Genomic DNA, 12,316 nt, shown 5'->3' with positions numbered 1-12,316 from the left:
ATCCTCTTTTCTAATGTTTATCGTCGTTGAAAACATTGTATCCAAGAGGGCATAAAATGACTCTTTTCTTTTTACACAATTATATGGACTTAATCAATTTTTTGCATTTTTTAACCTAAAAAGTGAAATTACTTATTGATATATTTAATTTCAGGCGTATTATTTATGTATAGTTCAATTTTTCTCTCCATTTACCGAATTATGTAATTGGGTAGTGCATTTTTACCCAAAAGTTACTCGATAATATTTTGTGTATGGAAAGAAAACCACAATAATACAAAAGAAGGGATCGTATTGAGTAGATTTTGGACAGGGCGTTTTGAAGGGTATTCATTTGATTATTTCAAAAAGGATTTATTATCGGGGACAATTGTAGGAATTGTCGCCATTCCACTTGCAATGTCGTTTGCCATTGCGTCAGGAGTGAAACCCGAATACGGGATTTATACTGCGGTCATTGCCGGTATTTTAATCTCCTTATTAGGTGGATCAAAATATCAAATTGGGGGTCCTACGGGGGCATTCGTTCCAATTCTACTAGGGATTGTACTCACCTATGGATATGAAAATTTATTATTAGCTGGCTTAATGGCTGGAGTTATGCTCGTTTTAATGGGTGTTTTTAAATTAGGGGCATTAATAAAATATATCCCAAGACCTGTAACGATTGGCTTTACAGCAGGAATTGCAGTGATTATTTTTACTGGGCAGATTGCGAATTTCCTTGGATTAAGAAATATTGAACAGCATGAGCGGTTTATCGATAACATGAAGGAAATCGGGTCCCATTTAAATACATTGAACGGATTTAGTATTTTAATAGCTTTATTATGTTTAGCAATCATGTTGGTAACGCCAAAAGTATTACCAAAAGTTCCTGGCGCTTTAGTTGGAATCATTGTCACAACAAGCATTGCAGCTATTTTCTTTAGTGGGGATGTGGCCACAATCGGTTCTACTTATGGAGCCATCCCTAACACATTGCCAGAGTTTGGTATTCCAGAAATAACGATTGACCGAATCACGATGTTAATTGGACCTGCATTTGTCATTGCTATGTTAGGTGGGATCGAGTCTCTTTTATCCGCTGTTGTTGCCGATGGGATGACAAATAGCAAACATAACAGTAATAGAGAATTAATTGGCCAAGGAGTTGCAAACATTGTTACGCCTTTATTTGGGGGAATTCCTGCAACCGGAGCCATCGCACGTACTGCTACAAATATTAAATCAGGTGCGGTTTCACCATTATCAGGGGTGATTCATGGACTGTTTGTATTATTAACTTTACTAGTGTTTGCACCACTAGCAGTTCATATTCCACTTGCTAGTTTAGCTCCTGTTTTAATGATGGTTGCTTGGAATATGAGTGAACGTAAGCATTTTGCTCATATTCTAAAACTAAAATCGGGCGATTCACTTGTGCTGGTAATTACATTTTTACTAACAGTTTTCACAAGTTTAACGTTTGCTGTTCAGATTGGATTATTATTGGCTGTTCTGTTATTTGTTAAACGAATGAGCGAAAATCTCGTTGTCGCTAAGGTATTACCAGATCATGAAAGTAGTAACGGAAAAGTGTTTCCACATGTCGTCAATCCAAACCGCGATTGTCCGCAAGTAAGTATTTATACAGTGGAAGGTCCGCTATTTTTCGGAGCTGCCCAAATGTTTGAACAAACAATTCTATCAACGATTAACCAAAGACCAAACGTATTAATTCTTCGGTTGGGTGAAGTACCTTTTATCGATACAACTGGAGAAGAATATTTCCGCAGCATTGTTCGAGATTTCAAAAGTCATGGTGGTAAGCTTTTTGTTACCGAGGTACAGCCTACCCTAAAATCTATACTAGATCAAAATGGGATGACGGCTAAGATTGGAGAAGAGAATTTCTTTGAGGGTACGGGCGATGCCATTGATCGTGCAATAGGGTGCATTAACCGAAATGCTTGTATCGGCTGTAAACACTTTGCTTTCCGTGAATGTGATGAACTTTCAAATTCAAAAATCAGCTAATTCTACTAACTGAAAATTTTCATTGTAATTGATTAAAAGAGGCTTCTCAGAAAGTGATTTCTGGGTGGTCTCTTTTTTTATCTAAGCGAAGGGGGAATGAACGACAAAAAGGGGAGCTAAACGAACGAAAAAAGAGGATACGTGGACGAAGTGGGGAGCTGAACGAATGAAAGCAGGACGAAAAGAAGTATGGCCCCTCGCATAAAATCCAAGGAACTACACACGAAAACTATAAAACCTATAATACATGTTCTTGTACCTGATGAAGGTTAATTTCTGTCAAAGTCGTATTAGTTTTGACCTTCATAGCTTGGATGAAGTTTAATTTCATCTCAAGCGGCTCTAGTTTTAACCTTCATAACCTCGATGAAGGTTAATTTTATCTCAAGCGACTCTAGTTTTAACCTTCATAACCTCGATGAAGTTCAATTTCACCCCAGCGACTCTAGATTTAACCTTCATAACCTCGATGAAGTTTAATTTCATCTCAAGCGACTCTAGTTTTAACCTTCATAACCTCGATGAAGGTTAATTTCATCTCAAGCGACTCTAGTTTTAACCTTCATAACCTCGATGAAGGTTAATTTCATCTCAAGCAACTCTAGTTTTAACCTTCATAGCCCTGATGAAGCTAAATTTCATCCCAAGCCCCACAAATATTATCCTTCATGAATACAAACAATTTACTTTTAAAAACCAACTTAATTCGATTAAGGAAATAACCATCCTTTAAGTGTGAATAAAGAACTAAACTAAACATATTATCTCCTCATGCTACTAAGCAGAAAAATACAAGTTAGATTTTTGTGTCGTAAAAGGGATGAGAATTCTTTTTAGATGTCTCAGTTCTTGATGTTTAAAATTCTTCCTTTTTTTCCATACTGAATTTGTAAATAAAATCTTTATTGCAGAGGGCGATTATTGTGTATGATTCGCCTTCTTGCTCATTTTAAGCGTTTAGGCGCAGTCGTTGGTTCGATACATCATCAGAAGAAAAAAGTGGGTTCTTACCAAATTTTAATTGCTCGCAAAAGTGCAAGTATTGCTACCGCACTCGCCGTAAGTCAAGAAGGCATTTGTCTAGCATGTGGCGTATTCGCTGCAAGCACTTAAACGAGCCGCCTAAGCTTTTAATAGTTCGTGTCGCATTTTTGCCATCGCGAAGCTAATCTGCTGCCTACATTTTTTTAAAATGTCGTTTTTTCACTTCTTTAGGCGAATTGCTTCTACTATTGTCAATCGGAAGGGTTATGACAGAGTAAAGTGGAATAAGCGTAGTAAGAGGAGGCGAAACATCGAAATGAATTACGAAATTAATATGCACACAAACGACATAGTAGTGATTAGGCTTTTCGGTGAATTAGATCATCATGAAGCTGAAAGAATTCGCACTGACATTTCTCGAACAATTTTACAAGGGAACTTACAAACGATTATTTGGAACCTAGAAAGATTAAATTTCATGGATAGTTCTGGGATTGGTCTAATTTTAGGACGTATGAGAGAGATGACTGCAGTTAATGGCCATACCATTATATTAAATCCGTCCAATACAATGAAAAAAATATTCCAGTTTTCAGGTCTTGGTAATTTTATGTTTGAGGGAACTGAAGAAGAAGCAATTTTGTCAGCAAGGGGGATTGTGAATGGATAACGAAATGACTCTTTCGTTTTTAGCAATTAGTGAAAATGAAAGTTTAGCGCGAATGGCAGTAACAAGTTTTGTGGCACAGCTAGACCCAACAATTGATGAACTTTCTGAGTTCAAAACAATCGTTTCTGAAGCAGTCTCTAATGCGATAATTCATGGATATGACGAAGATGGAAAAGGAGTCGTAACGATTCATGCTGTTCGTGAAGGCGATGTCATTTCTGTAGCAGTTAAAGATCAGGGCAAAGGGATTTTTGACGTACAAAAAGCTAGAGAACCCCTATTTACTTCGAAAGCCGAAATGGAGCGCTCAGGCATGGGCTTTACTATTATGGAAAGCTTTGCGGATGATCTACAAGTTGAATCTGAGCCAAACATAGGAACCATTGTTACTTTTTCGAAAAAATTTTATTCGGTAAGAATGCCACAGATTTCATAAATGAAGGTTAGTACTTTTTAACAGTGCTATGTATATCTTCTTCAAAATTGGAAAACATTAAGCAGTGGTTGTGCTTATATGAACAACAGGTAAATACGGTTACTTAGCATACTTTGTTTAAAATCTGGGCGCAGATACGTTTTCACGTATTTGATAGAGTAAGGGGGATGAGGACAATCGAACAGCCGTCCAATGTTTTGTTGACACAGGAGGAGATGCGCGAGCTGATCGCAAAGGCTCAAGCAGGTGATGTTGAAGCAAGGAAACAAATGATTGAGGGCAATACGCGTCTCGTTTGGTCGATTGTTCAACGTTTTGCTTCACGAGGAGTCGAGCTCGAAGATTTATTTCAAATTGGATGTATCGGTTTAATGAAATCAGTTGATAAATTTGATTTATCGTATGATGTGAAATTTTCGACGTACGCTGTGCCTATGATTATTGGGGAAATCCAACGCTTCTTACGAGATGATGGGATGGTGAAAGTGAGCCGTTCCATCCGTGAGTTGAATTATAAAATACGTCAAGCAACTGACGAATTTATGAAGACCAATGAAAAGCCCCCTTCTATATCTGAATTAGCAGATATTCTAGGCGTTTCAAAGGATGAAGTGCTAGTTGCAACAGATGCCATGCGTGACCCGGCATCCTTGCACGAACAACTCTTTGAAAGTGAAGGCGATTCCATTACATTAATGGATCAAATGAAAGATGAAAAATCAGAACTGCCGTTTCAGTACATTCCTTTGAAAGAAGTACTGACAAAACTGGATAAGCGAGAACAATCGATTATTTATTTGCGATACTACCTAGATTTAACTCAAACCGATATTGCAGAAAGACTCGGCATCTCGCAAGTACAAGTATCACGGCTTGAGAAAAAAATATTAGCGCAATTAAAGCAATGGATGGACACTAATGCATCAAGAACGACAAAAAAGACGGTGAATAAATGACGAACAGAATTTTTGCATCTATAGATGAAGCAAAAGATTATTTTTACAGTAATTTTGGAAAAGATGTATCGTATGATGTTCTAATTAAAGAAATTTACGTTAAAAAGTTACCTGTATTATGTGTATATATTAGTGGGTTAATTGATGCAAATACATTAACGATCCAATTAACCCCACTTTTACATGAAGATGATGCTGAAATTGATATCGAAAATGAAGATGAATATTTTGATGCGAAGTTCAATTTCTATGGAAAATCAGAGCCAAAAGACAAAGAAGAATTTATGCTAGGTGTCTTAAGTGGAACTGTAGGGTTCATTACATTAAATGGCTTTGGTTACTTAATGGAGTTGCGAAACTATCCAGGTCGCCAGCCAATGGAACCAGATAATGAGAAAGTTATTCGTGGTTCTCGAGATGGTTTTGCAGAAAATATCATCCTCAATACTGCGTTAATCAGGCGTCGTATACGAAGTCCACAATTGCGTTGCGAACTTCATAAAATAACAGATATTGGTCATACAGATGTTTCTATTGTTTATATGAATGACCTTGTAAATCAGAAACATTTAAATTGGCTAAAGAAGCGTCTTGATGAAATCAAACATGATGGATTAACTATGACAGATAAATCGCTAGAGGAATGGCTATTTAAACAAAAATTCCATCCTCTTCCTTTTGTTCGATATTCAGAAAGACCGGATATTGTGTCGGCGCATTTATTGGAAGGGCATATTGCCGTCATAGTGGATACGTCGCCTTCCGTTATTATTATACCTGTTACTTTGTTCCATTTAATGCAACACGCTGAGGAATATCGACAAGCTCCATTAGTTGGTACGATGATTCGTTTCTTGCGTTATTTTGCAACAGTCATGAGTTTAGTGTTATTACCACTTTGGTATTTACTAGCCACCAATGAACAATATCTACCCAAAGGACTAGATTTTATTGGTGTAAAAGAAGAGTCCTCTATACCTCTATTTTTGCAAATAATCATTGCGGATTTTGGACTAGACTATCTACGAATTGCTGCAATCCATACGCCAACCCCACTTTCAACAGCTATGGGGTTAGTAGCCGGTATAATTATCGGACAAATCGCAATTGATGTTGGGTTATTCTCCCCTGAAATCATTTTGTATACTGCTGTTGCAGCAATCTTCACTTTCTCTATTCCAACATTTGAATTAGGCGTTTCCATTAAATTCTTTAGATTGTTTATTCTTCTTGCTACTGTTGCATTTAATATTAGTGGATTCTTCATTGCAATATTTATAATGTTCTCTTATTTATTGACCATTCGACCTATGAATGTTCCATATTTGTGGCCATTTATTCCATTCTTCCCGAAAGCGTTTGCCCGAGTCATGATTAGATTCCCAATGGCTGATGATGCTTTGCGGCCATATGTGGTTGGGGCCAAAAAGAGAAAACGTGCATGATAGACCGTTGCGTAACCATTTTTCATATGATAAAGTTCAACATAAGAACTATTACCAGATATGAAGAAATGAATACTTATGCAATGGAGGGGAATGTAAATGCATTTATATGGAACACAGAACACTAATGAACATGGACATTTAACGATTGGTGGGGTGGATACTATAGATCTTGCAAAGACCTATGGCACTCCACTATTCGTTTATGATGTTGAATTAATTCGTGGGCGTGCAAAAGGTTTTATCGATACATTTGAAAAGCTTGGCGTGAAAGCAGAAGTTGCGTATGCGTCTAAGGCTTTTTCGTGTATCGCAATGTATCAACTTGCCCAAGAAGAACGTTTATCACTTGATGTAGTATCAGGTGGGGAATTATTTACAGCCATTAAATCTGGATTCCCTAGTGAGCGAATTCACTTCCATGGAAATAATAAATCTTATGAAGAAATCGTATTAGCCTTTGATACTAAAATTGGTTGTATTGTTGTTGATAATTTCTATGAAATTCAATTAATAAAAGAAATTTCACAAGAAAAACAACAATCAATGAAAATTTTATTACGAGTTACACCTGGTGTTGAAGCTCATACACATGACTTTATTACAACAGGTCAGGCAGATTCTAAATTTGGTTTTGATTTAAATAATGGACAAGCAGATCGTGCGTTTAAGGAAGTAGTAAATGATGAATACATTGAACTGCTAGGTTTACATTGTCATATTGGTTCCCAAATTTTTGAAACAGATGGTTTTAGTTTAGCTGCAGAGAAATTGATGGAAAAAATCGGTGATTGGTATAAAAACTATGAGTTTGAATGTAAAGTGTTAAACCTTGGTGGTGGCTTTGGTATTCGTTATACTGAAGAAGACCAACCACTAGAACCACAAGTATATGTTGAAGAAATGATCAAAACTGTACAAGCTCAAATCTCTAAGCTAAAATTAACTATGCCAGAGATTTGGATTGAACCTGGTCGTTCACTTGTTGGGGATGCTGGTACTTCACTTTATACAATTGGTTCTCATAAAAATGTTCCTGGCATTCGTGATTACATTGCAGTTGATGGTGGGATGAGTGATAATATTCGCCCAGCACTTTATGATGCCAAATATGAAGCTGTCATTGCGAACAAAGTAAATGAAGAGAAAAATAGTACATACACTGTAGCAGGGAAACTATGCGAGTCTGGTGATAAATTAATTGTTGATGCGACTTTACAACAAGCGGATTCAGGCGATACATTAGCCATTTTCTGTACAGGAGCATATGGATATTCAATGGCGTCAAATTATAACCGGGTACCTAGACCTGCTGTTGTCTTTGTAGAATCAGGTGAACACCAATTAGTAATACAAAGAGAATCTTATGAAAATATCATCCAAAATGATCTTCCACTAGATCTGAAAAAAGGTGTGAAATCATGAGGATTTCCAAATGGTGGCTACTAGCTATTTTAGTAGCGCTATGCTTTATTTGGGCTATATTTTATATATTCGTAATCATCCCAAACACATCTTTACCGAAGTAAAAGCGGTGAACGCCCGTTTAGCTTCAACGTTAGCGAATACGTAACACGAGCGTCGAACGAAGACATACTTAACTAAGAGTGTGCTTCATCTTTAGGAGTCAGCTTTTTTGACGAGGGAATTAGTCACTGGCGATAAGAAGGAAAGCTACTTGAAGTGTCGCCACTTGAAGCTAAAATCTTTTCAAAATACAGATGCACTCATACATATTCCAACAAATCCCAATTACTGGAAATGAACTTGCGTGTACTGCCTAAATCGTGTAGGATATGTAAAGATGTTGTGCCGAAAGAAAACGAGGGAATGTTATTCATGTTAGTACGCTATAAAAAATCTTTAGAAAAAATAGCCATGGGATTGCTTTCGTTCATGCCGCAAGAAAAGGACGTTAAGCGATTAATGGAGACAATTCAAACATATGAACAAGAAGATAATTGGCAATTGTATTTATGGAAAAAGGACGAAGAATATGTCGGGATTGTGGGGATTCTAGCACAAGATCATGTTGCAACAATCCAACACATCACAGTCGTTCCTTCTTATCGAGGAGAAGGTTGTGCAATAGATATGTTAAAACAATTGCTTAAGACTGGTCAATTTACTGAAATTAAAGCAAATGACGAAACAGCTCCTTTTATCCAAAAGTGTCTTCCAAATTTAGAGGATTGTGATTGTCGATAGAACTGTTTTAAAGATGAATTGTTTTCTAGATATTGAAGATTGATGATTCGTAGCTTACATTTTTAGAGGATGCAGACGATTATTAATATCGTCTGCATTTTTATCTTTTATTGGCAAAAACAAAAATAAATTAATATTATAATTGTATGCTAGAATGCATTTTAGCTATTTTAATTTATTAGACTTTATTTTCATTTCACGAGCTAATAGAATATCACTACGATCACGAAGCATATGTTTATGAACTAGATAATTGTCTTCAACCGCAGGAAGTTCAATTATTTCTTTTTCTACTAATTGTTTCAAAGAATCATCTAAGACAATTAGTTGAAACGGTTGAAAAGGCATATTTTCTTCGATTGCAGAAATACTATTAATACATTGCTTACATAAATCTTGGTAATCAATTAGCTCAAAATATAAAGAGTTTTTATTATCTATGAAATTTTCATAGGCTTTTTTTAGAATTCGTATGGCTCCATTACGATTGTTTCTTCGCCAGTGATACATTCCAGTTGCAAGTTGTACATACCCTACTAAGGGATGTTTTTTTTCGCCAGGTGCAACTTCCTTCCAGTATTCCTCTAGTACTTCGTGGCATTCGAAATAATCTTGGTTACCATTAAAATATGTACAATAATTGACAAATAACGGGTGAAACAATGGATGCATTAGAATCCTCTTTCCTCTATACTAGTATCGGATAATGCTAAGATAAAGTAGTTTAGCATAAAAAACGTGAAATCAATGACATATAAATTATTATTATTTTGTTAGTGACGGGTGAATATTGGTAGAAACGTAACTTTAAAAAAATACTTCTTAAAACGCAAATGCATTCATATGAAAATAATAGTAATATAATTACATTAGAAAGACAAAGTTCGACACATATTAGATCAGACTTTTTCTTTCATATGCGGATTGTAATGAAAAATTTCAGTGTTATCCGCTTAAAAGTAGTAAATAATATACATAAATCGTCAGGTGGTAAACAAATGTATGAAGTAAAATTAGATGCCTTTACGGGCCCGCTTGATTTATTATTGCATTTAATACATCGCTTGGAAATTGATATTTATGATATTCCAATGGCAGAATTAACTGCACAATATATTGATCATATCCATGCAATGAAAGAATTAGAATTAAATGAAGCAAGTGAATATTTAGTTATGGCAGCAACCTTGTTAGCCATAAAAAGCCGAATGCTCCTTCCGATTCATGAGGGCGAAATGGAAGATGCAGAATTTGAAGTGGATGGGCCTGACCCACGGGAAGAGTTGGTAACAAAATTAATTGAATACAAAAAATATAAGGAGGCAGCATCACAATTAAAATTATTAGAAACTGATCGATCTCAAGTGTATACTCGTCCACCATCTGATTTATCTGATTATACACCAGATGAACAGCTGTCTCTTTTTGATGCAAATGTGAATGTTTTTGATATGTTAAGCGCTTTTCAAAAGCTGCTACGCCGGAAGCAGTTGAAAAAACCTCTACAGACTAGAATTTCAAGAAAAGAAATCTCAGTAAAAGATCAAATGATTTCTGTTATTGATTCATTAAAATCACTTGGTGGTAGGACAACTTTTGCTAATTTATTTCCTTATGAAGATAAGTCAACACTAATCGTCACGTTTTTATCTATTCTTGAACTAATGAAACGCCAAATCGTTTTTGTAGAACAAGAAAATAACTTCGAAGACCTAACAGTTATTTTACAGAAGGAGGTTACTCCGGGTGAACTCGAACAATTTGATGAGTAAAATTGAAGCGTTACTTTTTGTTGTTGGAGATGATGGTTTAACGGTTAAACAGCTCTCTCAATTACTAGAAGTAGATGAAATAGATATAGAAGCAGGTTTAAGTGAGCTCGAAACGAATTATACTGAATCAGAAGAGCGTGGTATTACTTTGAAAAATTTAGCCGGTACGTATCAACTGACTACCAAACCTTCCTTCGCTGACACGATAAAAAAGCTTGTAGAAAATCCAACAAGCCATGTACTTTCATCTGCATCCCTTGAAGTACTAGCCATTATTGCGTATAAGCAACCGATAACAAGAGCAGAGGTTGAGGATTTACGTGGCGTAAAGAGTGAACGTCCAATCCAAACCCTTATCTCACGTGCGCTTGTTCAAGAAGTTGGACGAGCGGAAAGAACAGGTCGGGCCATACTTTATGGTACAACAAAAGAGTTTCTTAATTATTTCGGATTAGAGGATATTAAGGATCTACCGCCACTACCTGAAGGAGAATCGATTGAAGACAATCAGGAAACTGATTTATTTATGACAAAATTCCAAGAAGCATTTAGTAACGAAGAACAAAACAATTAAAAAAAGGAGTGACAACTTGAAAAGAATTGTCAAATTCTTAGTTGTAGTTGCATGTTCAATCACTGTTTATTTCTCTGTTGCACAAGCAGCGAATGCATCATATGCAGTGATTGACGCTGAAACGGGACGTCTTTTACAAGGAAGTAATCCACATGGACAAGCGCCAATTGCGAGTTTGACGAAAATGTGGACAGCACTAATTGCGATTGAAAACAGTAATCTTCAAGATGAGGTTGTCATTTCAAGGGATGCAGTAATGAGTGAAGGTTCTTCAATTTATTTAGAACAAGGTGAAAAGGTTCCAGTTGAGACGTTATTATACGGTCTAATGCTTCGTTCAGGTAATGATGCTGCGTGGGCACTAGCAGAGCATGCCGGAGGTTCAGTTCCTGGTTTTGTAGATTTAATGAATGAAAAAGCAATGCTTTATGGTCTAAATCAAACATATTTTACAAATCCTTCGGGGTTACATCATGATTATCATCTTTCATCGGCTTTCGATACAGCCCAAATGTTACGAATTGCGATGGAAAATGAAACGTTTTATAAGATAGCTTCAACGATTAATTATAAAAGTTCCACAAAAAATGGGACGACTTGGCAAAATAAACATCGTTTGTTAAGAGAACAAGTAGGAGCAGTTGCAGGGAAAACTGGTTTTACGAAAGTAGCTGGAAGAACACTCGCAACTTATTTTGAGAAGGATCAAAAGAAAGTCATCGTTGTTACATTAAATGAATCGAATGATTGGAATGTTCATAAGTCGCTTGCACAACAAGTATTTGCAAAGTATAGTCTTGTTACGGTTGCAAAAAAAGGTAAATATAAAGTGACGAACAATAGATCAGTGAATCTGGAAGAACCGATTCAATTATTATTAACTAAACAAGAACAGAAGGAACTAAAAAATGTCCTTCAGATTTCTCGTAATGAAAATGTTAACTTTGGGAATTGGAATATATTCTTGAATGATCAAAGAATTTTTTCTAAGAAGGTAACTTTAAATAAATAGTGGGTCAAACCTTCAAAAAAATTTAGCGCTTCGTTTTCATCGGAATCTTAGTTGAAAACGGAGCGCTTTGATTATGCATGTTACAAATTAATTTCTACCTAATTCTATTTTCAAATGTTAAATCAGTGTCTAGCTGCGTACGACAGCTCCTCGACAACTTCAGAACCGCTGCAAGGACAAAAAGCGTCCTTTTGACCGTTCTTCCAGTTGTTGTCGGAGCTAACGGGCGTTCTCCGCTTT

At 36.1% G+C, this 12,316-nt stretch carries 13 protein-coding genes; 12 read left to right on the top strand and 1 reads right to left on the bottom strand.

Annotated features, from left to right (window positions below):
- The first annotated feature begins 294 nt into the window (after positions 1-294).
- From JOD29_RS18475 to JOD29_RS18435, 9 genes are all read left to right on the top strand, one after another.
- Positions 295-2,019, top strand: coding sequence for a SulP family inorganic anion transporter (locus tag JOD29_RS18475; protein ID WP_124765149.1), 1,725 nt, complete (start codon positions 295-297; stop codon positions 2,017-2,019).
- Between the two features lie 927 nt (positions 2,020-2,946).
- Entirely contained in the window at positions 2,947-3,132 is a 186-nt protein-coding gene (locus tag JOD29_RS18470) for a hypothetical protein (protein WP_124765147.1), read from the top strand.
- Between the two features lie 187 nt (positions 3,133-3,319).
- Entirely contained in the window at positions 3,320-3,673 is a 354-nt protein-coding gene (gene spoIIAA, locus JOD29_RS18465) for an anti-sigma F factor antagonist (RefSeq protein WP_124765145.1), read from the top strand.
- Positions 3,666-4,109, top strand: a complete 444-nt coding sequence (spoIIAB, locus tag JOD29_RS18460; protein WP_124765143.1) for an anti-sigma F factor — start codon at positions 3,666-3,668, stop codon at positions 4,107-4,109. Before spoIIAA ends, spoIIAB begins: the two co-directional genes overlap by 8 nt.
- A gap of 167 nt (positions 4,110-4,276) precedes the next feature.
- Positions 4,277-5,065: a SigF/SigG family RNA polymerase sporulation sigma factor gene (locus JOD29_RS18455; RefSeq protein WP_124765141.1), complete on the top strand. Its 789-nt coding sequence runs from the start codon at positions 4,277-4,279 to the stop codon at positions 5,063-5,065.
- Entirely contained in the window at positions 5,062-6,510 is a 1,449-nt protein-coding gene (locus tag JOD29_RS18450) for a spore germination protein (RefSeq protein ID WP_124765139.1), read from the top strand. Before JOD29_RS18455 ends, JOD29_RS18450 begins: the two co-directional genes overlap by 4 nt.
- 99 nt (positions 6,511-6,609) lie before the next feature.
- Positions 6,610-7,935, top strand: coding sequence for a diaminopimelate decarboxylase (gene lysA, locus JOD29_RS18445; protein ID WP_124765137.1), 1,326 nt, complete (start codon positions 6,610-6,612; stop codon positions 7,933-7,935).
- A 10-nt stretch (positions 7,936-7,945) separates the two neighbouring features.
- Complete coding sequence (locus tag JOD29_RS18440) at positions 7,946-8,083, top strand: hypothetical protein (protein ID WP_158610568.1); 138 nt, start codon at positions 7,946-7,948, stop codon at positions 8,081-8,083.
- 266 nt (positions 8,084-8,349) lie between these two features.
- Positions 8,350-8,718: a GNAT family N-acetyltransferase gene (locus JOD29_RS18435; protein ID WP_124765159.1), complete on the top strand. Its 369-nt coding sequence runs from the start codon at positions 8,350-8,352 to the stop codon at positions 8,716-8,718.
- Between the two features lie 165 nt (positions 8,719-8,883).
- Here JOD29_RS18435 and JOD29_RS18430 read toward each other — a convergent pair whose 3' ends face one another.
- Positions 8,884-9,390 (bottom strand): DUF309 domain-containing protein, encoded by a 507-nt coding sequence (locus tag JOD29_RS18430; protein ID WP_124765135.1) that lies wholly within the window; start codon positions 9,388-9,390, stop codon positions 8,884-8,886.
- A 326-nt stretch (positions 9,391-9,716) separates the two neighbouring features.
- Here JOD29_RS18430 and JOD29_RS18425 point away from each other — a divergent pair, with 326 nt between their 5' ends.
- The 3 genes from JOD29_RS18425 to JOD29_RS18415 are packed head-to-tail and all read left to right on the top strand — an operon-like array spanning position 9,717 to position 12,076.
- Positions 9,717-10,490: a segregation/condensation protein A gene (locus tag JOD29_RS18425; protein WP_124765133.1), complete on the top strand. Its 774-nt coding sequence runs from the start codon at positions 9,717-9,719 to the stop codon at positions 10,488-10,490.
- The gene (gene scpB / locus JOD29_RS18420; protein ID WP_124765157.1) at positions 10,483-11,064 is read left to right on the top strand and encodes an SMC-Scp complex subunit ScpB; all 582 of its coding nucleotides are present in this window, start codon (positions 10,483-10,485) and stop codon (positions 11,062-11,064) included. Before JOD29_RS18425 ends, scpB begins: the two co-directional genes overlap by 8 nt.
- Before the next feature lie 16 nt (positions 11,065-11,080).
- Complete coding sequence (locus JOD29_RS18415; RefSeq protein ID WP_124765131.1) at positions 11,081-12,076, top strand: D-alanyl-D-alanine carboxypeptidase family protein; 996 nt, start codon at positions 11,081-11,083, stop codon at positions 12,074-12,076.
- Positions 12,077-12,316 lie beyond the last annotated feature (240 nt).

This window comes from Lysinibacillus composti (assembly GCF_016908465.1).
Classification (GTDB): domain Bacteria; phylum Bacillota; class Bacilli; order Bacillales_A; family Planococcaceae; genus Ureibacillus; species Ureibacillus composti_A.
Note: the sequence above shows the minus strand (reverse complement) of the source record. Positions and strands in the feature narration are given on the sequence as shown.

Coding starts and splice junctions, on each gene's coding strand:
- JOD29_RS18455 (WP_124765141.1), top strand. CDS start 4,277: ATGAGGACAATCGAACAGCCGTCCAATGTTTTGTTGACACAGGAGGAG.
- JOD29_RS18425 (WP_124765133.1), top strand. CDS start 9,717: ATGTATGAAGTAAAATTAGATGCCTTTACGGGCCCGCTTGATTTATTA.
- JOD29_RS18470 (WP_124765147.1), top strand. CDS start 2,947: ATGATTCGCCTTCTTGCTCATTTTAAGCGTTTAGGCGCAGTCGTTGGT.
- lysA (WP_124765137.1), top strand. CDS start 6,610: ATGCATTTATATGGAACACAGAACACTAATGAACATGGACATTTAACG.
- JOD29_RS18430 (WP_124765135.1), bottom strand. CDS start 9,390: ATGCATCCATTGTTTCACCCGTTATTTGTCAATTATTGTACATATTTT.
- JOD29_RS18440 (WP_158610568.1), top strand. CDS start 7,946: ATGGTGGCTACTAGCTATTTTAGTAGCGCTATGCTTTATTTGGGCTAT.
- JOD29_RS18450 (WP_124765139.1), top strand. CDS start 5,062: ATGACGAACAGAATTTTTGCATCTATAGATGAAGCAAAAGATTATTTT.
- JOD29_RS18435 (WP_124765159.1), top strand. CDS start 8,350: ATGTTAGTACGCTATAAAAAATCTTTAGAAAAAATAGCCATGGGATTG.
- spoIIAB (WP_124765143.1), top strand. CDS start 3,666: ATGGATAACGAAATGACTCTTTCGTTTTTAGCAATTAGTGAAAATGAA.
- scpB (WP_124765157.1), top strand. CDS start 10,483: ATGAGTAAAATTGAAGCGTTACTTTTTGTTGTTGGAGATGATGGTTTA.
- spoIIAA (WP_124765145.1), top strand. CDS start 3,320: ATGAATTACGAAATTAATATGCACACAAACGACATAGTAGTGATTAGG.